Source organism: Lapidilactobacillus dextrinicus DSM 20335 (assembly GCF_001436095.1).
Lineage (GTDB): Bacteria > Bacillota > Bacilli > Lactobacillales > Lactobacillaceae > Lapidilactobacillus > Lapidilactobacillus dextrinicus.
The window spans coordinates 22,592-45,857 of record NZ_AYYK01000013.1 but is presented as its reverse complement, the minus strand read 5'-3'; the positions used below and the strand labels follow the sequence as shown (position 1 = coordinate 45,857).

The window sequence follows — 23,266 nt, the reverse complement described above, 5'->3', positions numbered from 1 at the left end:
CCATCTTGGTCTACAATCTTAACTGCACTTGTTAACTTATTGCCAATTGTAATGGTGAATAATTGATTAGATTTTCCGATAGTTTCGTTCATAGCACTTGTATTTACCGGATAATAACCATCTTCATAGTAACCATTTAATGCTTGGCCTACTGCATTCCAGCCTTTGCCGTCACTTAATACAGTACCCTGCGAACCTTTAACTGTATAATAATTACCTAAATTATTGCCATCTTGATCTACTATTTCTACTGTTGTATTTAACAATTCTTTGTCTTTGACAACACTTGGGGCCTCGGAATTGCTGACAGAGCTAGCATTCTTAGAAATCTCTGTAGTGTTTGATGTTTTCTCAGTACTCGTGCTGTCAGAGTTACTAACAGCAGTTGGTGTACTTGAGCTGCTTGCAGAACTAGTATCATTAGAAACCGCTGGTGCATTTACACTCTTCGAAGACTCTTGAACATTAGAACTAACCGTACTAGTTTCTGAAACACTAGAAGTATGCTGCACAACACTGCTAGCGTTCTTTGCTGTCGTGCTTGTAAGAGATGATTCAGAAGCAATAGGGGTCGCAGCATACACAGAATGTACATTAGCTGCTGAAACAAAGCTCCCACTTGTTGATAATAAAACAGCCGCCCATAAAAAGTATTTATTTTTCTTCAAATTTAATCCCTCCGCATAAGAAATATCTCCTACTTCTAGAAACGATAATCAACGTACCGAATCCATAAGAATTGTGATATTTATCGTTACACAATATTATTATATCCCTTGTGATTATTATACATTCTTCGTTAGATAGATATCCGTCAACATTTTTTTATTAAGAGAAAATAACTGACGAAGTCCTATTTTCATAGCCTTCGTGTGTACATAAAATTTGAACAAGGCTATTATTATCTTTAATCGACGATTAATTTTTATAAAGGTTTTCATAATCCTACTATATTTATATTGTAACTAGATATGTATTAACATTTTTTTGTGAAGTAATGTTATAATTGATTGTTCATGGATTTATCATGCCTTAAATAAATCATCATTAAATGATATCTTATCAATTGGGGGGGACTTTTTTGAACTTATTTAGTTTGATCTCCAATAATAACCTACAAGAACTGGAATTGATCGATTATTTATTGAGTCATAATAAAACAACAGTTTGTGATAAACAGCTAGTTTATAACTTGGATACTTCTAAATTTATCATTCACGAATCTGCAAATCGCTTAATGCAAAAGTTACTAGAACATCCTGAATTAGGCTTAAAATTAGCCATTGATAACTCAGAAGGTCATGATGCTTATCAGATATTAAATTCAACTGCTACTAATGTTAATCAACTCTATGACCTTTATCTTCATGAAACCTTGCAATATCAAATTTTAATGTATTTATTTGACAAATTTTCCTACAATGTTCCACAGCTTGCCGATAAATTAAATATTAGTGAATCAACTTTATTCCGTCAGACAGGTCATTTAAACCACAAATTATCTGAATTTGGTATAAAAATAAAAAATGGTCGTATCTATGGTTCTGAATTACAAATTGTCCACTTCTATTATTTATTTCTCTGGAGCACATGCTCTTTAGTCCAGTTTAAAACCCTTCGTAAAGAAAGTGAAACGCAGAATATTATAAAGAAACTTGAAACAATACTCGATACCAATTTTAGTGCGCAAACTTCATTATCTCTTGCATTATGGTTAAAAGTTTGTCAATCTCGTCTTAAACTTGTCAATGAGTTCAAAGAGAATGAATACGATGAATTATTGAAAGACGCTTTTCAAGATCCACTCTATCATAAGATCCTTCAAGCTTACAACTCAACTGCCGTCACAAATATAACTAATCTTAATAAAAAAAATAGTCTTTACTTATACCTATTCATTATCACTGATCTTATTCGAGACAATCAAAATCAACTAGTTTTAAGGAAAATTAATCAAGCTTCTTGGAAGAATCCTTTTATAGTTGTTAACCGTCACGTCGATTGGATTTTTACAACAGCTTTTAAGCAATTAAAATTATCAAATTATTTAGCTGAAGAGAACTTAAAAGAGAAATGGCAACCACTTTTTACTCAATTATTTAATCAACATTATCTTTTTAAAGGACAAATCATTTTCAGCTTTAGTGATTATTGGACGCATAAATACAAAAAATCTTGGAACCGATCAAATCTAGCAACACCACTAATCACCATCTTGAAAGACCAGTCGCTAGAAACTATTGATCAAACTACCAATAGAGACTACTTAGAATTGACTTATTCACATTTTTTCAATTTTTTCCTTGATGATGCAATGTATTATAAGTCTGATAAAAAATTAATCGGTCTCTATTCTAAACATGGAGTTCCATATTTAAAAAAGTTGAAACGTGATTTTGAGCATAAGCTTCAACCACCCAACAAGTACCAAATTGAAATTGCCACGTCCACTCAAAACTATGATTTATTCATAGCTGATTCGCCCTATTTCTTAGAAACTTTTAAATTTAAAAACAGTTACTTATTGAAGGATTTCTATTCTGAAAAGGATTTGGATAATTTAGAAACTTTCGTTTGCCAGATTGCTGCAACTGACTTTCATCAGCAAAATGTCAACCAAGAAGGTTAAGAAGACTCAAAAAACCGACAAGCACTAATACTAGTCGGTTTTTTCATGTTTTTATCTCTGAGTTTAGATTAACTTTTAAGGTTCTTTCACTTCAATCAACTGTTCCAAAACATTCGTCACACCATAATCATCATTTGAATCAGTGCGATAATTTGCATATTGAGCCATATCAGCTGCGGCATTGGCAACTAAGTAACTATATTTAACATACTTCAACATTTCGATATCATTATACATATCACCAAAGGCCATCATTTCTGAAGGTTTAATTTTTAATTTATCCCCAAGGATGGCCATGGCTGTCCCTTTGTGAATATCTTTGTTCATGACGTCAATCCACTCAGGTCCACTAATGACAACAGAATAATCATTGCCAAATTCTGGTAAGAAGACATCGTCGTTGCTGACTTCACTATCGCCATTAGGGAAATAAATCGTGTATTTATCAGCTTTAACATCAACGGCATAAATATCATCAACGAACTTAATTTTGGTATAAAACGTTCTTAAAGCAGCGTCATATTCACGTGCTGAACTTGGCACATAAGCCGCATCCAAACCACAAATAACCGGCACACCGGTAGTTTGTTCTAAAGTAAACCGCGTCATCTTCTGATAATCAGCTGTTGGCAAAGGACTCATATGAATAACTTCACCATGATAAACAATGACGCCGCCATTATCACTAACAAAGGTCATTTCTGATTTTAAATCGCCAAAAATATCTTCTAATGTATAAACCGGACGACCACTAGCAATCGCAAACTCGACCCCTAATGACTGTAGTTTATCAATATCTTGAAACAATGTTGGTGGTAGTTCATTCTTCTCGGTTAGTAAAGTATGATCCATATCACTGGCAACTAGTTTAACATCTTTCATTTATACGACCTCATCACTCAAAAATTTATAAAAACGTTTCATTGAAAATTGTAGCGGAAATAGCGCTTAATTACCAGTTTTCACAATAGATTTTCACTGTCTTTGAGTCATTCAATATCTGCCGTACAGGATTCATGGTAAGATCAAGTTAAAATTAGCAATTAATCATCGCGAAAAGAGTGATTTTGATGAAACCATTGAAGAAATATTTAATCACTATTCTCAGTACCCAATTGATTCAAAGTTTGATTTTAATTGTTTTTAGACATCATTTAACCACAGCGATGCCGACTTATTTTTCAATTACCGGCGTGCCGACGAATTATTATCATTATGACCGGCGAATTTTAGGACCGGCATTGCTTTTTTTAGCTGCGATAACGTTAGTAAATTTAGCCGTGCGTTTATGGTTACATCAACTAGCAAATAGCGGCATTCTCAATGCCAAGTTAATTGCCAACCTTGCAAAAATTCTCATCGTTTGGTTATGGGGTTTCACTTGGGTATTATTGTTTTATTTCTTTAATTTATCTGCGATCGGTCAAGTATTCATGGTTGTGCTGAATATCGGTGCTTTTGTCGCCATGCTGACGTTGGTCCGACAGTTTTATCGTGATCGCTTCAAACGGTAATAGCTTGTTAAGAAGACACAAAAAAGTCTGACCTGAATTACAGGTCAGACTTTTTCATTCAACGCTTATTTAAATAAATCTTTGGCTTTATCGAGTAAATCGCCACCATCAAGCAAGCCTTTAGCTTGTTCTAAATAGTCGCCTAATTCATCTTTGTGGTCTTCAATAAATGATTTAGCATCATCAAGGTTGCCACCACTTACTAGACCTTTAACTTTATCAAATAATTCAGAAGCATTCATTCAAACTACCACCTTTCAACTAATTACTTTTTTATTATACTTGATTATTAAGTGAAGTGGGTGATTTTTAAATAACGTTAATCATGATTAACTTGGGACAATTCTTGTTCTAAGCCTCTAAATCAACTATCATAGGCTTTGATTAATCATTAAGGAGGATGTCATGAAATTTAGAACATTAGGTAAAACAGGTTTCAATATTAGTGAAGTTTCATTAGGGACTTGGCAACTTGGCGGCAAATGGGGCGAACCATTCGATGCTAAAGATGCTGCTGAAACGTTGGCCGCTGCTTATGAATCAGGTGTCAATTATTTCGACACTGCTGATATTTATCAAGATGGCCATAGTGAACATGCCGTTGGTGAATTTCTTAAACAACACCCTGATGTTCACTATTCCACCAAGATTGGTCGCAAGTTAGAAACACATACACCAGCTAGTTATACCAAAGAGAATTTAACAACTTTTGTCGAAAGTTCTTTAAAAAATATGAGTGTTGAAGCGTTAGACTTAGTTCTACTACACTGTCCACCAACTAGTGTCTATTATGATCCCACCGTTTTTTGGACATTAGATGAGTTGAAACAAGCTGGTAAAATCCAAAACTATGGCGTCAGTGTTGAGCGGGTTGAAGAAGCTGAAAAAGCATTACAGTTCGATATTTCTGCAGTTGAAATTATTTTTAATATGTTCCGGCTGCGCCCTGCTGACCGCTTCTTCGCTGAAGCCCAAGCCGCCAATGTTGGTATTTTAGCGCGAGTGCCTTTAGCAAGTGGCTTATTAAGTGGCAAGTACACTTTAGCAACCACTTTTGGCAAAGATGATCACCGCACTTACAATCGTAATGGCGCCGCTTTTGATAAAGGTGAAACTTTCTCTGGCGTTGATTTTGCAACCGGGGTTAAAGCTGCTGATGAATTAAAGCACCGCTTAGGAACTGATAACCTTGCTGATATGGCCTTACGCTATATTCTGATGTACACGGCTGTTTCAACTGTTATTCCTGGTGCCAGCAAGCCAGAACAAATCACAGCTAATGCTCAAGCAGCTGAATTACCAGCCTTTACCGAAGATCAAATGGCTATCGTGCAAGATATTTACAACACCTATATCAAGAATCCTGTTGAATATTTATGGTAAAACCAATTGAAACCACCACAAATTAGCCAGTTAACAAGTTAGTTTAAATTTGCTAAGTTACTTTTATTAATTAAATCAGAATTCACCACCGGGTGATGCAGCGTTTATCGTACTCCATAGGTCTTAGCGGAGTGCGGTAGGCGCTGTTTTATTTTGAGGAGGAATTTTCATGACTTGGTTATTTTTATTTATTGCTGGTATTTTAGAAGTAGCTTGGGCAACCACGATGAAATTAAGCCAAGGTTTTAGTCATCTTGGTTATAGTTTAGCCACTGTACTTGGCATGATTTTAAGTTTTTTATTTTTAGAGTTAGCGGTTAAACACCTACCCCTTAGCTTAGCCTATCCCATCTGGACAGGTATTGGCGCAGTTGGCTCAATTATTGTTGGTGTCGTGCTCTTTAAAGATCAACTATCCTTGTTGACTTGGGGCTTTGTGGTGTTATTAATCATTGGCATTATTGGCATCAAATTCACCAGTGGTCATTAAAAAAAAACAGCAACTTTTTCAAGTCGCTGGCCTTTTTAATGACGTTTAATGCTAGTCTGATATTGATTGTAAATGAGTGTGACCGTTAATAATAAGACGCAACTGATAATGGGAATCAACGGAATGGCAGTCATTGTTGTACTTAATAATGGTTTGATAAATGGATCACCGGCAATCATTGTTCCAGCAGTATAAGCGATCAGTAAGCCGCCAATCCAAACAATAATTGGCAAACGATTCATAATCGCTGCAATTAACTGACTGGCAAAAACAACGATCGGAATACTAATTGCTAAACCAAAAACCGCTAACAGTGGTTGACCATCAGCCGCTCCAGCAATTGCTAAAATATTGTCCAGACTCATCACGAAATCGGCGGCAATAATCGTTCCAACTGCACTTAATAAGGTGGCTCCGCCTTTAATTTGTTCAGTTTCATCTTCAGTCGGTCCCTTTTTAACCAGGTTAAAAGCAATCATAAGTAATAAGAGCCCGCCAATAACTTTCACAAAAGGAATCGCTAGCAACTGGATGGCAATTAGCATTAACAAAACGCGAAAGATAACTGCTCCACCGGTACCAATAATAATCGCGCGTGTGCGCATTTTTCCCATTAACTTGCGTGTGGCTAGTGCAATCACCACCGCATTGTCACCACTTAAAACTAAATCTAAAAAAATAATTGAAATAACTTTACCAATTAGTGCGATTTGAAATCATCATCCTTACCTTAAATCTCTAACTATGTCCTCTAGCTTACCACTAGTTAACTGAAAAAATAAACTGGTCTAGCAAATCGTTGTGTATCAAGATGCTCCTGGTTTTAATCGTTGCTTTGCTAATTACTGATGTGCAAAATTGGCGACAACATCGTTTTGAATTAACCAGCTTAGTGAAACTTATTGCTGACGGCCAAATTCGACACGAATTTAGACCAGATCTACAACCAGTTGAGATCGCTGCCAGCATTTTTCGCCTCTCCGTTGGCGACATCTACATGTGGTTGCCTCAGCGATGGAAACTTTGGCCTAGAGCAGACCGTTGCTTTTGATTTAAAGTTGTTGCTGGATAGTATTGCAGTGAAGTGAGAATCTTAAAAATTCATTCTAAATTTTGTTTTTAACACGCACTGACATATCATAGCTAAAAGAACCTCAATGAAATAACATTTCATTGAGGTTCTTTTATGTTCACTTAATTAAAGCTCCTGGCCGTTACTTCTAATAACTTGTTGATACCACTTGAATGACTTCTTAGGATACCGAGCCAATGTACCTTGACCGTTATCATCTAGATCAACATAAATAAAACCATAACGCTTAGACATTTGACCAGTTGAAGCACTAACTAAGTCAATGCAGCCCCAAGGTGTGTAACCCATGAGATCAACGCCATCAGCGATTGCTCCAGCCATTGCTTCAATATGTTGGCGTAAATAATCAATCCGATAATCATCGGCAACATAATGTTGATCATCGATTTCATCTTTAGCACCTAATCCATTTTCAACTACAAACAAAGGCTTTTGATAACGTTGATATAATTCATTCAAAGCAATCCGCAAACCAGTTGGATCAATTTGCCAACCCCAATCACTTGCTTTAAGATAAGGATTCTTAACACCACCGATCAAATTACCAGAAGCAGTCTCGTTGGTCTCACCAGTAACATCAACAGTCGCTGACATGTAATAACTAAAGCCAATATAATCAACCGGATTAGCTTTTAAGACGGCTAATTCTTCTGGAGTCGTTTCTAAATCGCTAAAATTAAAACCGTATTCTTTCAGTAAGCTATCTGTATAGCTTGGATATTCACCACGAACTTGTACATCGCCACAAAATTGATTGAAGGCCTGATTTTCTTTTAAGGTGGCTAGTTGATTAACAGGATTAGCATTATAACTGTAAGTTGTCGCATATAATAACATACAACCTACTTTTAGTTTGGGATCTAATTGATGAGCAATTGCAACTGCCTTGGCCCCGGCTACGAATTGGTTGTGCCAAGCTTGATAGATATTCTTCATCTCTTTAGCACCATTACTTGAGACTAAGCCCTGACCCATTACGGGGAAATGCAAGGCACTATTAATTTCATTAAAGGTCATCCAGTATTTAACTTTTTGATAATAGCGTGTGAGCACCGTTTTAGCATAGCGTTCGTAAAATGAAATTAATTTTTTGTTTTTCCAGCCGCCATAGGTGGTAACCAAGTTTAGCGGCATTTCATAATGAGAAATCGTGATCACTGGTTCAATATTATATTTCAAACATTCAGCAATGACTTGATCATAAAATGCCAAGCCAGCTTCGTTAGGTTCAAGCTCATCGCCTTGTGGAAAAATACGCGACCAAGCAATCGAAAAGCGATAACACTTGAAGCCCATCTCAGCAAATAATTTAATATCTTCACGGAAATGGTGATAATAATCAATACCATTATGATTAGGATAAGTGTATTGATCTGGTTTAATTTGCCAATCAAAATCTTCTTGATTTGCAATTTTGAAACGATCAGGACCCCCAGGTAAAGCGTCAGCAATAGACAAGCCCTTGCCATCTTCTTGATAAGCCCCTTCTAACTGATTAGCGGCCGTCGCGCCACCCCATAAGAATCCTTCTGGAAATTTTGCCATGTTGAAACATCCTTTCTTTGACTAATCTATGATTTAAATAACGTACATTGCCACATCGTTTGCGGTGACAACGGTTTTATCAGCCGGTTCAACAGATACGAATTCACTGCTATTCGTTACAACTAGTGGTGTTGTAGTATCATAGCCAGCTGCTTTAATTTGTTTTAAGTCAACATCCATTAATAATTCGCCTTGTGCGACGTGTTGGTTATCTTTGACATAAGCTGTAAATGGCACGCCTTGTAAGTTGACAGTATCTAATCCACAGTGAATCAATAATTCAACACCAGTATCACTCTTCAAGCCGATTGCATGTTTGGTTGGGAAAACAGTCATAACCGTTCCAGCAAATGGTGCATAGATATGACCATCTTGAGGAATAATGGCCACGCCATCTCCTAACATTTTTTGAGCAAAAGTTGGATCATTAACACTGTCTAGACTGATCAATTCACCAGCCATAGGACTGTAAATCTTAGTTGTCGTTTGAGCGCCAGAATCGAGTTGATCATCAACATTATTAAGATCAGATGTCGTTGAAGCTGCTACAGTAGCTGGCTCAACCTCTTCATCAATGCCAAAAATCCAAGTTAGAATAAACGTCAAAATAAATGAAGCTACTAAAACAATTAACGCATTAATAAAATTAGCACTGTCAGCTTTATTAACAAATTGGGGAATAGAAACCAGTGAAGGAACGGCAAAGACATATGATTTCAAATTAACAATACCCATATATAAACCAGTGATGGCACCAGAAATCATGGCGGCATAAAGAGGCTTCTTATATTTCAAAGTAATGCCGTATAAGGCTGGTTCGGTTACACCAGCTAACAAAGCTGAAATACTAGCAGCACCAGCAACTTGTTTAGTATTTTTGTTCTTTGCTTTGAACATAACCGCCAAACAAGCAGCACCTTGAGCAATATTAGCGGCCAACATCGCTGGCAAGATCAAAGTATCCGGATGAGCTAGAGAAGCAGCCAAGAAGATTGGCGCAAAGGCCCAGTGCATCCCAGTCATGACAATCAATGGCATAAAGGCAGCCATTAATGGCATCGCTAACCAACTAGCCTTACCTTGAATAAATAAGATAACCGTTGATAATAAATTCCCAGCATAAGTTCCAATCGGTCCAACAACAACTAAGGCCAATGTTCCTGAGATGAAGAGCACTAATAGTGGTTTTAAAACACTTTTTAGTGATGCTGGACAAATCTTATCAATCCCTTTTTCAATGTATTTCATTAACCAAACCATCATTAAAATGGGAATGACTGATGAAGAATAAGTAGCTAATGTCACAGGTAAGCCCATGAAAGTTACCGACTTACCTGCCGTTACCATTGCGGCAAAGTTAGGATGAATCATAATAGCACCAACAGTAACAGCTAACATTGGTGTCACTTTAAAATATTGGGCTGCTGTATAAGCTAACATAATGGGTAAGAAATAAAAAGGAGCATCACCAAAAATTGTTAAAATGGCGTAAGTTTGACCTTTTTCACTTAACCAACCCAGCATTGGTAATAAAATCAAGACAACCTTAATCATACCGCCACCAATTAAAGCAGGAATTAAAGGTGACATACATGAAGAAATAAAACTAGCAAAGCGATTGAATAAACTATCTTTTTCTTTTGACTCTTCAACCTTGCTATCATCATTATCGTTGGTAAAATTGCCTAGTTTAGCTAGTTCGTCATAGTAATTAGCGACATCATTGCCAATAATTACTTGATATTGACCAGATTGATGATTAACACCAACGACCCCAGGAATTTGTTTGACCGCTTCATCATCAACAATACTTTCATCTCGTAATCTGAAGCGTAAGCGGGTCATACAATGGATTAATGAGATAATATTAGATTCTGTACCAACAGCCTCATAAATGGCTTGAGCAGACGTTTGATATTTCATTTTTTGACACTCCTCAACTAATAAAATAAGCATGACCAAATAGCTACCATCTTGTTGGTAGTATTAGGTCATGCTCAATTAAGATCACATTCCTATAAATTTTTGACTAACCGATTAATATGAACGGTTAAATATAATAATTCAGTACTACTTATTTCATAATGATAATTAGCTTGCACGAAGGTTTGAATTTGTTGAGCACAGGCAAACGCACGAGCATAACGTTGTTGAATAACCACTAGTAAGTCTTCATCGTCATCTTCGTAATGTTTACCAGCTAATAGACGTTGAGCAAAAAACTTCAAATGAGTAATAAACCGATAATAATTCAATGACCCTTCATCAAATTCAGTATGAAAATAATCTTTGACGATATCTTCAACCTCTTTAACGATTTTGGTAACATCATAAGCTAAATTGTTACCGTCATCGTTTTCGATTTCGGAATTAACAAAATGTAACGCGATAAAAGCAGCCTCATCATCTTCTAATTCGACCCCGAGATCATGTTTAACAACAGCTATGGCCTTCTCGCCAACTGCATACTCATCAGTATAAAAGCGGGCAATATCCCACTTCAAGGGATTCTTGATAAAAATCCCTTCCTTGGCTTGATGAATCGCGTTATGCAAGTGATCAGTAAGATTAACATAAATAATCTCATTAAATTGCTTACCAAGCTTCAGTTTGGCAAAATTGATGATCTTTTCTGCCACTAAAATTTCCGCCATTGGCACATCAATCACTAGGTCAGTAAATTTATTCAAAGTTGCTTTATCTTTAATAATAAAAGTCTTTTCAACTTTGTCTAAAATAACATCCTGCCCTTGCTTCTTGCCAAAAGCAATACCTGGTCCCATGAGTAAAACATCCAAACCATTTTTATTAACTGAAATAGCGGTATTATTGTTTAATACTCGTTTTATTTTCACACTTACCCTCGTTCCAAAAAAAGACCTACTTATCACTAGCCACAAAAAACTACTAGTAACAAATAAGTCATGCTCAAAAAAATTGATCGCACCTTATTAATTTATAGCTAAATTATCAATATAAATTTCGCTCGTGCTTACCTTAACGTAATAACACTACGATTACAAATAACTATGTTAGCAGTACTTGTATGCGTTGTCAATAGCCGTTAATGTTTTTTGTAATCGTAAACATTAGTAAGCTATTTATGAATGTTAATACTATAATTATTTTAAAGAATATACTTTTCTGGATAGTTCTATTATATGATTTATACATAATCTTTTTTAATGAAGGTGGAAATATGGAAACTAAAGATGTTATCGCAGATTTAATTAACTTTCGTAATGAGCGTCAGTGGCAAGAATATCACACGCTAGAATCATTATCTCGTGCCTTAGGAATTGAGGCATCTGAGGTTGAAAAAATTTTCCTATGGAAGAATTCGGATGATCAACTTAGCGAAAAAGATTTAAACGATCTTAAATTCGAACTTGCTGATGTTCTGACTTATGTTTATTTTATGTGTGAAAAGATGGACTTAGATCCTAATAAAATTGTTGAAGAGAAACTTGCAATCAACCAAAATCGACACTGGAAATTCGATAAAGAGGATAAATAATGTCAGAGCATTCAAAGGTCAGTGAGCCAGTAATTGAAGAAGTTCCTTTTACTTCAGATGGGATCATTGAATTAGCAACGAACTTAACAAAAAACCAGTATAGAAAAGCGCAAGAAAAATATATTCTGACCTATCCAACTGTCTACTTAATTCATCGCGATGCCAATAAAAAACTCAATCAAAATCATTACACCGTTTATGTCGGAGAAACAAATAATATCCGTCAACGAACATCTCAACATCTTAAAATCGATTCTAAATCGCGTTCAGATTGGTCAGAAATGGTTGATGATAATCACAGTAAAATGATTGTTATTGGTCATGAGCATTTTAATAAGTCGATGACTTTAGATATCGAAAACCAATTTATGTTATATCTATCAAGTATTGACACAATTGATCACCTTGATAATCGTCGAAAAAATGAACAATACGATTATTATCCAGCAAATGAGCGTAGTAAGATCTTCTCAAAAATATGGACCAAACTAAACAAAAAGCATGCTGAGATCTTTCCATTAGAAAGTGTTATTCGTGACTCCGCGTTATTTAAAGCCTCTCCTTTCCATAAACTAACTGAGGAACAACTTGATGCCAAACAGCAAATACTTAATAAGGTAAAAAGAGCACTTCAAAATAACGAAACAGGTCAATTAATCATCGTTCAGGGTGAAGCTGGCTCAGGAAAAACGGTTTTACTGAGTAAACTATTTTATGAAATTTCAAAACAACTATCATCAGATGGACAGTTATTGACTTCTGAAGACAGTGATTTAAAATCTGATGCTAAAACTGCCGATGCCTATCTTTTGGTTAATCACGACCAACAATTAATTGTTTATCAGCAGATTGCTGTTAAATTAGGCATTGATGATACTAAACATGTACACGTTACTAAACCAACCCACTTTATCAATAGTCACTCAAGTAATGAACCAGTTGATGTTGTACTTGTAGACGAGGCTCATTTACTGTGGACACAAGGTAAGCAATCCTATCGTGGCAAAAATCAACTAAAAGATCTATTAAAACGAGCCCGTGTCGTTATTGCGGTCTTTGACTTGAATCAGGTTGTTGCAATAAATGGGTATTGGGAAAATGATCAATACCAAGAAATGCTTGATACAGTGATTGCAAAAGATAATTTGATTGAATTGAACAATCAAATGCGCATTCAAGCTAACCCAGAAACACTTAATTGGCTAAAAATACTAACTCATAATCAACGAATTATACCAATTCCAGAAGATAACACTTATGATTTAGAAATAGTATCGTCACCACAAGAGTTACAAAATAAAATTAATGAAAAGGCAAAGGATACTAATCATGGTTTATCACGCATTCTTGCAACATTTGATTGGCCTTATATTGATCGCAAATCAGATGGGGGCAATCTTTGGTATGTGATAATTGGCAATTGGAAGCTACCTTGGAATTTACAAGTTAAGCCTAATCAAAAAAGTGATAAAGAAAATCATATTCAAATTAAAAAGAATCAATCTTTATCTTGGGCAGAACAGCCCCAAACAATTCGTGAAGTTGGCTCCACTTTTACTATTCAAGGTTTCGATTTGAATTATGCTGGTGTTATTATTGGCCCATCAGTAAAATATCGAAATGGAAAAATTGTTTTTGATTCAAAATGTAGTTTTAATAAAAAGGTAACACAAAAAAGAACAATTTCGGACGGATCAAAAGCAGATGTTTCAGAGGAACTGCTCAGGAATGAATTAAATATTCTGCTAACTCGTGGCGTACATGGCCTGTATATTTATGCCGTTGATGATCAATTACGACATGCCTTAATGGACGCGCAAAATAATTTTTCTAAAAAATTAGATCTTGTTGCTGAAGATAGCACAGAATATAAAAGTGATAAATAATTGAAAAATTTATCACTTTTTATTTGCACCATTTTTCTAATTCATCAAATTTCAGATACGACAAATCTAAAAATTGCCGCAATAGATCATCATTTTTACCATTTGCTAAGAATTGTTCGTTTTACTGCAGCAATTTAAAAATTGTTCGTATCTCAATTTTGTCATTTTTAAGAACTGTGTCTTTTAAATATCACCGGCCTTATTTCTCAAACACCTCATTTTGTATCCGATAAACACTAATCCCCCGACTAAAATCATAGTCGAGGGATTTTTTCGTTTATTTAGTTATTGTGCCAATAAATCAATCACTGAATTCAGATCATGGTACTTCTCATTTTCTGCGGCGCATGCGCAAATATTCTGGATTAGCGCCGGCCATTTTAACGGCTTCAGCAACCCCTTCCACAACACCATTACTAGTTTCCGTGGCACCGGAAATGGCATCGACGTTGAGGGTTTGACCGTCAACAATTTTACGCGGAATTTCTGTAAAGACGATGTCCTGTGAATCGGCCATTGCTTGTGTGGTAATAATTTCAACCTTTTCAATGCGATGCTCAGACAACGTGACCGTCATTGGTAAATCACCACTGTTACCCGGCGTAGTCACCGTAAAAGTTCCTGGATTGAAGGTGACTTCTCGGGGAATATTCAATGCGTTATTAATCTCCGCAAAGCGCTTAAAGTGCGCAAAATTCAGTTCTAATTGGGCAATTGCTTGCGGGTCGATTAAATTCCCTTGTTGATCAAAAGCTTTTTCTGGCTGACTTAATAGAAAATCATTGTTCCCCATTAGTGCGGCGTTAACCCCTGGTGCACCTAACATATCCCGTAACTCATTTTGAACCGTTAATAAATCCAGTGCTGTTTCGCTAACACTGACAATCATAACTGGTTTACGGTCTAACGGATGGACTTCAAAAGAGAGCCACTCCAACAAACTTTTCAAAGCCGCTGACACCCCGCGATTAACTGCAGGTGCGGCAATAATCAAACCATCAGCGGCTTCAATTTCCTCAGTATATTCTCTTAATAAATCGCGCTGAGCATGTTGGCGATCAGCATTAAATAATGGGACGTTCATCACCTCTAGTAAATCCAAATCAACTTCATCGCCGAAATGCTGCTGCATATAGGTCAATAACAAGCGATTATAAGACCACCAGCGATTATCTCCAACAATTCCTACTAATTCCATTAATGTTCACTCACAATAATCATTGAATTTTTAAACTATTTATTTAGACTAAGCTAAATTTCGCCTGCTGTAAAATAGTTTGACTTTTCAAGTTTAATTACCAGCCAATAAAAAAGCTTAACCAATTGATATTTGGTTAAGCTTTAATAGTTTTATCATCAGATTCCTCAGTTAATCAAATGACAAGCTAACTTATTATGCTTTTGCTACGGTAACAGCGCGTTTCTTTAAGGCACTGTATAGTAAATTCAAGCCTAAGCCAACAACTGCAATCACAATTGCCACGTAGAAAGCTTTGGTAAAATCACCATTGTTAGCTGTGGCCATATTAGCAGCAACTTTAGGACCGAAGAAAGCGGCAATTGAATAACCACAGAAGATGATGCCATAATTGACACCTTGATTTTTCGGTCCGTAATTTTCGATGACGATTGGCGGGAAGACCCCCATGACGCCACCGAAACACAAGCCTAAGATGATAATGCCTAAGGCAAAACCAACCGTTGATGACAAGGTAATTAATAACAGAAAAGCAACGACAATCACACCAAAAATAATATTCAGGGTTTGATTACGACCAATTTTATCAGAAACTGTGCCCCAAACAATTCGACCTAAACAGTTGCTTAGTGAATAGAGACTAACATAGAAAGCGGCAGTGGTTGCTGACAATTTGAACATTTGCTGACCGATTAATGAAGCGTTTGACGCAATCATTAAGCCAGAGAAAGCACCTGTAAACAGCATGAAGAAGATCAAATAAAATTGCGGTGTCTTCATCATATCAAGCCAATTCTTATTAACGAAATGACCGCCAGCTTGAACAGGTGGCACCCACCCAGCTGGTTGATAATTAGCTGGCGCCGCTTTAATAAAGAAGCTGGCAATGGCAATAATAACCATATAAGCTAAGCCTAAAATCCGAAACGCATGAGCTGCATCTTGTTGATTAATTAGGAAATTGGCCACTGGTGCAGCAATAATGGCAGCCCCACCCATACCGGCTGTAATAATGCCTGAAGCAAGTCCCTTTTTATCTGGGAATAACTTGATGGTATTACTCAAACAACCTGAGTAGGCTAAGCCTTGACCTAAACCGGCTAGCACACCATAAGTGGCATAAAGCATACCCGTGCTGGTTGCTAAGCCGGATAAGAAGAAGCCTAGGCCAAACATTAACCCGCCAATTGTAATTGACCACTTCGCCCAACCACGATCAGTGAAGAAACCACCTAAGATCATCGGAATTGGGGCAATTGCTGAGTTAATCGTAAAGGCCAACATAATATCTGGCATGCTCCAGCCCTTACTCGCACTTAAAGGTCCTGCTAAAACACTAAACGCATAAATAGCGCCTGTACATAGTAATACAATCGTTGAAGCGGCTAAAATCGTCCAACGATGAACTGTTTTAGTTTTATTCATAATGCTCCTCCATTGTTTGCGATCTTGTGATCAGTATTGACTTGAAGCATTGTTAAGCGACGTTATTTAATTATTCTGCCGCTTCAGCAATTGCATTGTGGGCAGCAATGCGACCAAAGGTGAAAATATCCGTTAAGGAGTTACCACCGAGACGATTACCAGCATGAATACCGCCGGCAACTTCGCCAGCTGCATATAAGCCCTTAATCACTTGCCCGGTTTCGTTGATAACATGAGCTTTAGTATCAATTTTCAAACCACCCATCGTATGGTGAACGGCTGGTTTACGTGGTGTAGCATAAAATGGTGCCTTTTCAACTTTTAAGTCGAAAACATCTTTACCAAATTCCGGATCTAAACCTTCATCTGCATAACGGTTGTAGTTAGCAATCGTTTGTTCGAAGACAGCGGGATCCATCCCTAATTGTTGAGCTAAACCAGCTAATGTTTCATCACGATACAATGTCCCGGCTGCAACTTGTTGGTCAATCTTTTCTTGACTGGTGTTATAAGCAGTCGCCTTAATATTGTCATCTGCGATTAAGTAGAATAAACCACCGTTATCAATTGCGGCTTGGGTTAACGTATCACGACTACCGTATTCATTAACGAATCGTTGACCTTGTTGGTTAACCATGACAAAGTTCTGTGGTGGCACTTGTAAGCCAGTAAATAATTCACCAGTCTCAGGATCAGAAACCGGCATCATTTGCGAGAAGCCCATGCCAACTAAGTCAGCCCCAACACTTTGACCTAAGCGAATGCCGTCACCAGTAATTGCTGGTGAATTAGAAGTCTGAATATCATCATCAATTTCAGTCCAATAAGTGTTGTATTGCTTCAACATTTGCGTATTGGCGCCAAAACCACCTGAAGCTAATACTACTGCTTGGGCATGAATGGTAATCTTTTGACCTTTGGCTCCAGTAGCCACAATGCCACAAACGCGACCGTCTTCGTCAATCAGGCTAGTGACGTCAGTTTCAGTCATGATTTGGCCACCGTGAGCTTTAACATAGTTGCTTAAGGCTTCAATATAAGCATAGCCAACACTCTTAGCCGGCTTATGGCCACGACGCCAAATAGCCCCAACTGGCATTGTCACTTCACTCTTATCGAATTCAACACCAATATCTTCTAACCATTCAACTGATTCAAGGGCATGATCAGTTAAAATCTTAACCAAATCATATTGACCGTGAATTTCTTGGCCGTTTAAGTCAGTACGCTTACCGCCAAGATAAGTTTGAATTCGATAAAGCAATGTTGAATCAAATAAGTAACTATTTTCATCCGTGTTCTCTGCTAAATAAGTTTGTAATTGGTCCCGTAAAGCTAAGAAATCAGGTCGATACTCAGCATCAATTGATTCAGGATCCATCGCCACAATTTCTTGTAAAGTATGGCTTTCACCAGGAATAGCTGGGAATTGCTTTTGCCATTCAGGATCAGCTGCATTCATTGGGCCACCAGCGCGAACGGTATTCCCACCAATTGCTGGGAATTTCTCAACTACGATTGGCTGCTTGCCTTCTTGTAAAGTCTTCGCCGCCGCTGTTAAACCTGCACCACCAGCACCAACAATGACGACATCAGTGGTATATTCTTCATCAGGAATCGCCTGAAGTGCGCCAGCCTTAGGACGTTGACGCAAGTAATCAGGATTAACACCGGCCATTTTAACGGCTTGTGCCACACCATCAATGACGCCGTGACTGGTAATTGAAGCACCAGAAATGACATCAACATTTAACGTCTGACCATCAATGATTTCTTGCGGGATTCGTTCAAAGACAACATCCGCAATCCCTTCTGTTTCCTTAGAAGTATCGATATCGATTTTTTCGATTCGTTTCTTGGACAACGTGACCTTCATTGGCAAGTCGCCATTATGACCAGGTGTTGTGACGTCAAAAGTACCTGGGGTAAACGTGATTTCTTCGGGAATATTCAATAAATTGCTAATCTTAGTGAAGCGCATGAAGCGAGAGAAGCAAGTTTCTAAGAAATCAATCGTCCCTTGATCCTTTAAGTTGCCTTCGTCATCAAAGGCTAATTGAACATTACCTAATAAGAATTCATTACCTGGCATCACCGCTGCGTTAACACCTGGTGCATCCAAAATCTGGCGTAAATGTAATTGTGCCCGGGACGAACCTTGGTCACTTAAACTAGCACCAACTAACATGGTTGGCTTGCCATCAAAAGGATGAACATTAAAGGACAACCATTCAAGAACACTCTTTAAAGCCGAGGGAATAGAATGATTATGTTCTGGTGTGGCAATAATTACACCATCAGCGGCAGTAATTTTATCATTGAAGGTTTGAATAATAGGACTATTGGTTTGATCGTCACTTTCATTAAACATTGGCACATCAGTGACTTCGAGAATTTCAAGGTCAGCTTCTGCTGCGAAATGTTTTTGCATGTAGTTTAACAACAAACGGTTATATGAAAATTCGGCGTTGGTACCGACGATTCCGATAAACTTCATTAATTTTGACCTCCGTTAGCGTCAAGTTCCCAACTGAATTGACGATTTAATTCAGCTTTGGCTTGATGATTTTTAACCAATTCATTATTAATCGTGACAAAGTCTCTAAATTCTTCAAAGCATTCTTCTAACTCTTGCACTTTTTCTGGGAAAACCAATTGACCATTATCATCAAAAGCCGTCAAAGAATGACCTAATAAGAATTCAGCACTCGGCATTAGTCGGGCCTTTAACTCTGGCGCATCTAAAATTTGGCGCAGATGACCTTGAGCACGAGAAGTACCTAATGAACCATGGGAAGCACCGACAATCATCACCGGCTTATCAATCAAGGGCCGAGTTGTGTATGACAGCCATTCAATTGCGCTCTTTAATACCGCGGGAATTGAGTGATCGTATTCTGGTGTACTAATAATCACACCATCAGCAGCGCTAATTTTATTTGATAATTCTTGCACAGTCGCCGGTGCAACTTTATCAGCTGGTTCATTAAAAGCTGGTAAATCTTTAATTTCGCAAACTTCAATTTCTGCTTCTTTACTGAAATATTGCTGCATATATTGCAACAATTGGCGGTTAGTTGAATGATCAGAATTCGTTCCGACAATCCCAATTAATTTCATCTTAGATTCTCCTATATGTGATATTTAGAACAATTGTTACCAAAAAAATATTACGTTTTACTTATGACCCCGCGATCTCATTGGACAGCTGTTATATAATAGGTCTATAAACTCAGCATAAAACAAAAGAACAGAACTGTAAAATACTTATTTAACTATCACTCGATAACACTTCTGTTATAATATCTTTAATAAGCGTGTGGAGGCCCTTCATGGTTCAGATTAATTCATTAAATATGCTGCAATTCTTAGAAGAACTCATGAAACACGGCAGTTTCACAAAAGCAGCCAAGAATATCTACGTTTCACAACCTTATTTAACCCAAGTCATTAAGAAAAAAGAAACCGAGCTAGGCATTGAAATCATCGACCGCCAAGCACACCCACTGCAATTAACCGAAGCCGGGCGCGTTTATTATCAATACTTGTTGGCTCTCGTTAATGAACAAGACCTCCTAAAAAAGAATCTTGCCAAATACACCTCACCTCATAAACTCATTTTGCACATAGGCGTCCTTTCTAGTTTAGGCACCTACGTCTTACCACTATTTATCCCCCAATTTTTGGCGAAATACCCCGAGGTTAAGATTGAATTAACTGAAGATGTTCCGGTTAGAAATGAACAACGCGTGCTCAATGATGAACTGGACTTTTTGGTCGGTCAAAATCCAGAAACGTTGTCCCCACAATTAACCAGTTATGATCGAGGTACTCACGGCTATTACGCGGTTATTCCTGAATCTTCGCCACTTTATCAACCTGGCATAGTTAATTTGCCGGCAGGTAGCTTAGATTTAAAAACCTTACTGCAACAAAAGTTGATTTTGACGCAATCTGGTTCTGCCATTCGGCGGCAAATTGATTACTTAATTCAAAAATTGGACATTCAACCAGATATTATTTTAGAAAGCAATAATATTTTTACAATCGGCAAGCTGGCCCAAGCTAATCTGGGCGTCACCTTCTTACCAGAAAGTGTGACTTTAGCCCCTAGTTGCGGACACTATAATCTTTATCAATTGCCTCTAGACATTGTTTCACTGAATTATTTCATCGCCCATTCCAATAAAAAGACACTCAATACCATTGAAAAAAGCCTCATTAACTTTTTCCTTGAGAAAATCGCTGAAAATATCTAAAGAAAAACTGCGTGACCAGATGAAAGCTCATCCAGTCACGCAGCTTTTTTATTGAGTTTTGATCCCTGAACTAAAAGCAATTTGACCATCATCAGTAATGGCAATTCCTTCAATTTCTGGCGTTTGATTAATGATTTGAATCGCTTCACGTGCGTTTTGGCCGAATAAGCGCGTTGTCCAAATTTCACCAGTTAATGACCTTTCAGAAACAATCGTTAAACTTGCTAGATCTGTTGTTGAAGGATAACCAGTCTGACTATCAAAAATATGATGATAAGTCTTGCCCTGCCATTTAAATTTACGCTCATAAATACCTGACGTGACAATTGATTGGTTTTGAGTGGGTAAAATTGTGACAAAGTTCCCGCGCGGCAGGAACGGATTTTGAATGCCGATCCGCCATTGCCCATCTTCATGATTGGCTGCTGGACCAAAAGTTAAGACATTACCACCTAAATCGATCAAACCTGACTTGGCACCAGCTTGTTTGAAATCAGCAATAATTTTATCAGCGAAATACCCTTTGGCTAAACCACCTAAATCAATCGCCATACCCGATTCTTGTAAAAAGACTTGGTGACTGTCATCAGTCAAACTAATTTTATGTGGGTCAATGATGCGTAATAAGGCCTTAATGCGTTCGTCAGTCGGCATTTTTGCATCGGCAAAACCAACCCGCCATTCTTGAATCAATGGGCCAATTGCAATGTTTAAAAAGCTCCCTGGTGCGACACTCTGGGCTTTACCAATTTTAATCAACTCATACAGTTCACGATCGACAACCACACCACTTTTGCCAGCTTGATGATTCACTTGCATCAATTCAGAATTCTCATCATTGGCGCTAAACCGCTTTTCATAATCACGTAATTTAGCTGACGCAAGTTCTAATAACGCTTCTGGATTAGCAGCTTCAACTTGTAATCGAATAATCGTCCCCATTAAATGAAGTGTTGTTGTGGCAATTTGCATGCTTTAAATCTCCTTATTCACAATTAACTTTTATTATAGCATTGATAGCTTTTGACCAGAACAACAAAAAACGACCTCAAAAAGGTGCCGAAATTGGCAGCCAAATTGTGTCGTTGAACAGTCATGATAGTAAAATTGATTTTACAAACTTAATGTCACCAAATCAACTAAAACATGGGCTAGCGTGGTTTATTTGTCACTAGAATCAATGCGCCGCTTTAATTAAGCGTGCAACATTTTCTGCCGTTTGAATTAAATTTGCTGTTGCTTCCTTGATTGCTTGATCAAGTGTTTGAACACCTGGTTCGGTACTAAAAATCGCATCAATACCTAAGTCATACAAGACCTCCACACCGGTACCAATATTACCAACTAATGCAATCACAGGAATTTGCCCCGCACTAGCTTTGGTTGCTTGAGCAACACCCATCGGCGTTTTGCCGTATTGCGTTTGAAAATCCATCCCGCCTTCACCAGTTAGCACAACGTCAGCGTCACTAACTTGTTCCCTGAAGTTAGTGCGGTCAAGGACAATTTCCACGCCTTTTTGCACTTGAGCATTGGTAAAAGCTAACAGGCCAGCTCCAAGGCCACCTGCTGCACCAGCTCCCGGTTGCTGGGCAATAGCGACGCCTAAATCTTGATTAATAATATCGGCATAGTGTGCTAAGGCCTGATCTAAAGTGGCGACCATTTCGGGAGTGGCACCTTTTTGAGGGCCGAAAACGGCACTGGCACCTTTAGCCCCAACTAGTGGATTCGTAACGTCAGATGCAATGGTCACATCCACCTGCTCAAAACGCGAATCACGTTGACTAAGATCAATCCGAGCAAGTTTACTTAGTCCTGCACCGCCCAAGTCAACCGGGCGACCGTCAGCTTGTAACAACTGCACGCCAATTGCTTGAGCCATACCAGCACCGCCATCATTAGTGGCACTACCGCCTAAACCAAGAATCAAATGTTGGACACCATGATCCAGCGCATCTAACATCAATTCTCCGGTGCCATAAGTTGTTGCCGTTAAAGGGTTAGCATTGTCGGCATCAATAAATTGAATGCCACTAGCAGCAGACATTTCAATAACTGCTGTCGTTCCGTCACCAAGAATGCCATAACTGGCCAGCGTCTTATGACCGAGCGGGTTAGTTACTTCTGCACTAACTAGGTGACCACCAGTGGCATCGACCAAAGATTGAACAGTTCCTTCGCCGCCATCGGCCATGGGAATTTGAACAAAGGTAGCGTCGGGGAAAACTTTGCTAACGCCAGCTTGCATTGCAGCAGCAGCTTCTTTAGCCGTCAAACTACCCTTATATGAATCTGGTGCAAATACAAATTTCATCTTGACCCTC

At 37.9% G+C, this 23,266-nt stretch carries 20 protein-coding genes and 1 pseudogene; 8 read left to right on the top strand and 13 right to left on the bottom strand.

The features are described 5' to 3' along the window. Nucleotides 1–668 (bottom strand): annotated as a pseudogene (locus FC84_RS06555) (hypothetical protein); the annotation flags it as partial. Between the two features lie 413 nt (nucleotides 669–1,081). Here FC84_RS06555 and FC84_RS06550 point away from each other — a divergent pair. Further along, on the top strand, nucleotides 1,082–2,629 hold the full coding sequence (locus FC84_RS06550; RefSeq protein ID WP_057757031.1) for an AcpB/EbpR/MafR family transcriptional regulator: 1,548 nt from the start codon (nucleotides 1,082–1,084) through the stop codon (nucleotides 2,627–2,629). 75 nt (nucleotides 2,630–2,704) lie between these two features. Here FC84_RS06550 and FC84_RS06545 read toward each other — a convergent pair whose 3' ends face one another. Further along, complete coding sequence (locus FC84_RS06545; RefSeq protein WP_057757029.1) at nucleotides 2,705–3,511, bottom strand: HAD family hydrolase; 807 nt, start codon at nucleotides 3,509–3,511, stop codon at nucleotides 2,705–2,707. A gap of 188 nt (nucleotides 3,512–3,699) precedes the next feature. Here FC84_RS06545 and FC84_RS06540 point away from each other — a divergent pair, with 188 nt between their 5' ends. Beyond that, on the top strand, nucleotides 3,700–4,143 hold the full coding sequence (locus tag FC84_RS06540) for a hypothetical protein (protein ID WP_057757027.1): 444 nt from the start codon (nucleotides 3,700–3,702) through the stop codon (nucleotides 4,141–4,143). A gap of 65 nt (nucleotides 4,144–4,208) precedes the next feature. On the opposite strand, the gene FC84_RS09035 is transcribed toward FC84_RS06540, so the two are convergent. Beyond that, nucleotides 4,209–4,385: a hypothetical protein gene (locus tag FC84_RS09035; protein WP_057757026.1), complete on the bottom strand. Its 177-nt coding sequence runs from the start codon at nucleotides 4,383–4,385 to the stop codon at nucleotides 4,209–4,211. 163 nt (nucleotides 4,386–4,548) lie between these two features. Between FC84_RS09035 and FC84_RS06530 the strand changes: the two genes are divergently transcribed. Together FC84_RS06530 and FC84_RS06525 are read left to right on the top strand one after the other, a co-directional pair. Then, a complete protein-coding gene (locus FC84_RS06530) occupies nucleotides 4,549–5,526 on the top strand; it encodes an aldo/keto reductase (RefSeq protein WP_057757024.1) in 978 nt (325 codons plus the stop codon). Between the two features lie 169 nt (nucleotides 5,527–5,695). Next, nucleotides 5,696–6,016 carry a DMT family transporter gene (locus FC84_RS06525; RefSeq protein ID WP_057757022.1) on the top strand — a complete coding sequence of 107 codons (321 nt, stop codon included), beginning with the start codon at nucleotides 5,696–5,698 and terminating at the stop codon, nucleotides 6,014–6,016. Between the two features lie 35 nt (nucleotides 6,017–6,051). Here FC84_RS06525 and FC84_RS06520 read toward each other — a convergent pair whose 3' ends face one another. After that, nucleotides 6,052–6,696: a TerC family protein gene (locus tag FC84_RS06520; protein WP_225733092.1), complete on the bottom strand. Its 645-nt coding sequence runs from the start codon at nucleotides 6,694–6,696 to the stop codon at nucleotides 6,052–6,054. Nucleotides 6,697–6,827: 131 nt separating this feature from the next. Here FC84_RS06520 and FC84_RS06515 point away from each other — a divergent pair, with 131 nt between their 5' ends. After that, nucleotides 6,828–7,067 carry a hypothetical protein gene (locus FC84_RS06515; protein ID WP_057757017.1) on the top strand — a complete coding sequence of 80 codons (240 nt, stop codon included), beginning with the start codon at nucleotides 6,828–6,830 and terminating at the stop codon, nucleotides 7,065–7,067. Nucleotides 7,068–7,214: 147 nt separating this feature from the next. Here the strand turns inward: FC84_RS06515 and FC84_RS06510 are convergent, their stop codons facing one another. From FC84_RS06510 to licT, 3 genes are all read right to left on the bottom strand, one after another. Further along, the gene (locus FC84_RS06510) at nucleotides 7,215–8,654 is read right to left on the bottom strand and encodes a glycoside hydrolase family 1 protein (RefSeq protein ID WP_057757015.1); all 1,440 of its coding nucleotides are present in this window, start codon (nucleotides 8,652–8,654) and stop codon (nucleotides 7,215–7,217) included. A 33-nt stretch (nucleotides 8,655–8,687) separates the two neighbouring features. Continuing rightward, entirely contained in the window at nucleotides 8,688–10,577 is a 1,890-nt protein-coding gene (locus FC84_RS06505; RefSeq protein ID WP_057757013.1) for a beta-glucoside-specific PTS transporter subunit IIABC, read from the bottom strand. Nucleotides 10,578–10,669: 92 nt separating this feature from the next. Beyond that, nucleotides 10,670–11,509 (bottom strand): BglG family transcription antiterminator LicT, encoded by an 840-nt coding sequence (gene licT / locus FC84_RS06500; protein ID WP_057757011.1) that lies wholly within the window; start codon nucleotides 11,507–11,509, stop codon nucleotides 10,670–10,672. A 344-nt stretch (nucleotides 11,510–11,853) separates the two neighbouring features. Between licT and FC84_RS06495 the strand changes: the two genes are divergently transcribed. Both FC84_RS06495 and FC84_RS06490 read left to right on the top strand, forming a co-directional pair. Then, a complete protein-coding gene (locus tag FC84_RS06495; protein WP_057757009.1) occupies nucleotides 11,854–12,171 on the top strand; it encodes a MazG-like family protein in 318 nt (105 codons plus the stop codon). Then, a complete protein-coding gene (locus FC84_RS06490; RefSeq protein ID WP_057757007.1) occupies nucleotides 12,171–14,057 on the top strand; it encodes a DUF2075 domain-containing protein in 1,887 nt (628 codons plus the stop codon). The genes FC84_RS06495 and FC84_RS06490 overlap by 1 nt, the downstream gene beginning before the upstream one ends. Nucleotides 14,058–14,388: 331 nt before the next feature. Here the strand turns inward: FC84_RS06490 and FC84_RS06485 are convergent, their stop codons facing one another. The 4 genes from FC84_RS06485 to FC84_RS06470 form a co-directional block, all read right to left on the bottom strand. Beyond that, nucleotides 14,389–15,255, bottom strand: coding sequence for an NAD(P)H-dependent oxidoreductase (locus FC84_RS06485; RefSeq protein WP_057757006.1), 867 nt, complete (start codon nucleotides 15,253–15,255; stop codon nucleotides 14,389–14,391). 195 nt (nucleotides 15,256–15,450) lie between these two features. Beyond that, nucleotides 15,451–16,680 carry an L-lactate MFS transporter gene (locus tag FC84_RS06480; RefSeq protein ID WP_057757004.1) on the bottom strand — a complete coding sequence of 410 codons (1,230 nt, stop codon included), beginning with the start codon at nucleotides 16,678–16,680 and terminating at the stop codon, nucleotides 15,451–15,453. Nucleotides 16,681–16,750: 70 nt separating this feature from the next. After that, a complete protein-coding gene (locus FC84_RS06475; protein WP_057757002.1) occupies nucleotides 16,751–19,177 on the bottom strand; it encodes a flavocytochrome c in 2,427 nt (808 codons plus the stop codon). Further along, nucleotides 19,177–19,800 (bottom strand): NADPH-dependent FMN reductase, encoded by a 624-nt coding sequence (locus tag FC84_RS06470; protein ID WP_057757000.1) that lies wholly within the window; start codon nucleotides 19,798–19,800, stop codon nucleotides 19,177–19,179. The genes FC84_RS06475 and FC84_RS06470 overlap by 1 nt, the downstream gene beginning before the upstream one ends. Nucleotides 19,801–20,012: 212 nt before the next feature. On the opposite strand from FC84_RS06470, the gene FC84_RS06465 reads away from it, so the two are divergent. Further along, nucleotides 20,013–20,939 (top strand): LysR family transcriptional regulator, encoded by a 927-nt coding sequence (locus tag FC84_RS06465; RefSeq protein WP_057756998.1) that lies wholly within the window; start codon nucleotides 20,013–20,015, stop codon nucleotides 20,937–20,939. Between the two features lie 48 nt (nucleotides 20,940–20,987). Here the strand turns inward: FC84_RS06465 and FC84_RS06460 are convergent, their stop codons facing one another. Continuing rightward, on the bottom strand, nucleotides 20,988–21,911 hold the full coding sequence (locus FC84_RS06460; RefSeq protein WP_057756996.1) for an FAD:protein FMN transferase: 924 nt from the start codon (nucleotides 21,909–21,911) through the stop codon (nucleotides 20,988–20,990). A 205-nt stretch (nucleotides 21,912–22,116) separates the two neighbouring features. Then, nucleotides 22,117–23,256, bottom strand: coding sequence for a glycerate kinase (locus FC84_RS06450; RefSeq protein WP_057756992.1), 1,140 nt, complete (start codon nucleotides 23,254–23,256; stop codon nucleotides 22,117–22,119). Between the last annotated feature and the right edge of the window lie 10 nt (nucleotides 23,257–23,266).

Coding starts and splice junctions, on each gene's coding strand:
- FC84_RS06485 (WP_057757006.1), bottom strand. CDS start 15,255: ATGGAATTAGTAGGAATTGTTGGAGATAATCGCTGGTGGTCTTATAAT.
- FC84_RS06530 (WP_057757024.1), top strand. CDS start 4,549: ATGAAATTTAGAACATTAGGTAAAACAGGTTTCAATATTAGTGAAGTT.
- FC84_RS06480 (WP_057757004.1), bottom strand. CDS start 16,680: ATGAATAAAACTAAAACAGTTCATCGTTGGACGATTTTAGCCGCTTCA.
- FC84_RS06450 (WP_057756992.1), bottom strand. CDS start 23,256: ATGAAATTTGTATTTGCACCAGATTCATATAAGGGTAGTTTGACGGCT.
- FC84_RS06510 (WP_057757015.1), bottom strand. CDS start 8,654: ATGGCAAAATTTCCAGAAGGATTCTTATGGGGTGGCGCGACGGCCGCT.
- FC84_RS06495 (WP_057757009.1), top strand. CDS start 11,854: ATGGAAACTAAAGATGTTATCGCAGATTTAATTAACTTTCGTAATGAG.
- FC84_RS06540 (WP_057757027.1), top strand. CDS start 3,700: ATGAAACCATTGAAGAAATATTTAATCACTATTCTCAGTACCCAATTG.
- FC84_RS06465 (WP_057756998.1), top strand. CDS start 20,013: ATGGTTCAGATTAATTCATTAAATATGCTGCAATTCTTAGAAGAACTC.
- FC84_RS06460 (WP_057756996.1), bottom strand. CDS start 21,911: ATGCAAATTGCCACAACAACACTTCATTTAATGGGGACGATTATTCGA.
- FC84_RS06470 (WP_057757000.1), bottom strand. CDS start 19,800: ATGAAATTAATTGGGATTGTCGGAACGAATTCTGATCATTCAACTAAC.
- FC84_RS06490 (WP_057757007.1), top strand. CDS start 12,171: ATGTCAGAGCATTCAAAGGTCAGTGAGCCAGTAATTGAAGAAGTTCCT.
- FC84_RS06515 (WP_057757017.1), top strand. CDS start 6,828: ATGCTCCTGGTTTTAATCGTTGCTTTGCTAATTACTGATGTGCAAAAT.
- FC84_RS06505 (WP_057757013.1), bottom strand. CDS start 10,577: ATGAAATATCAAACGTCTGCTCAAGCCATTTATGAGGCTGTTGGTACA.
- FC84_RS09035 (WP_057757026.1), bottom strand. CDS start 4,385: ATGAATGCTTCTGAATTATTTGATAAAGTTAAAGGTCTAGTAAGTGGT.
- FC84_RS06475 (WP_057757002.1), bottom strand. CDS start 19,177: ATGAAGTTTATCGGAATCGTCGGTACCAACGCCGAATTTTCATATAAC.
- FC84_RS06525 (WP_057757022.1), top strand. CDS start 5,696: ATGACTTGGTTATTTTTATTTATTGCTGGTATTTTAGAAGTAGCTTGG.
- FC84_RS06545 (WP_057757029.1), bottom strand. CDS start 3,511: ATGAAAGATGTTAAACTAGTTGCCAGTGATATGGATCATACTTTACTA.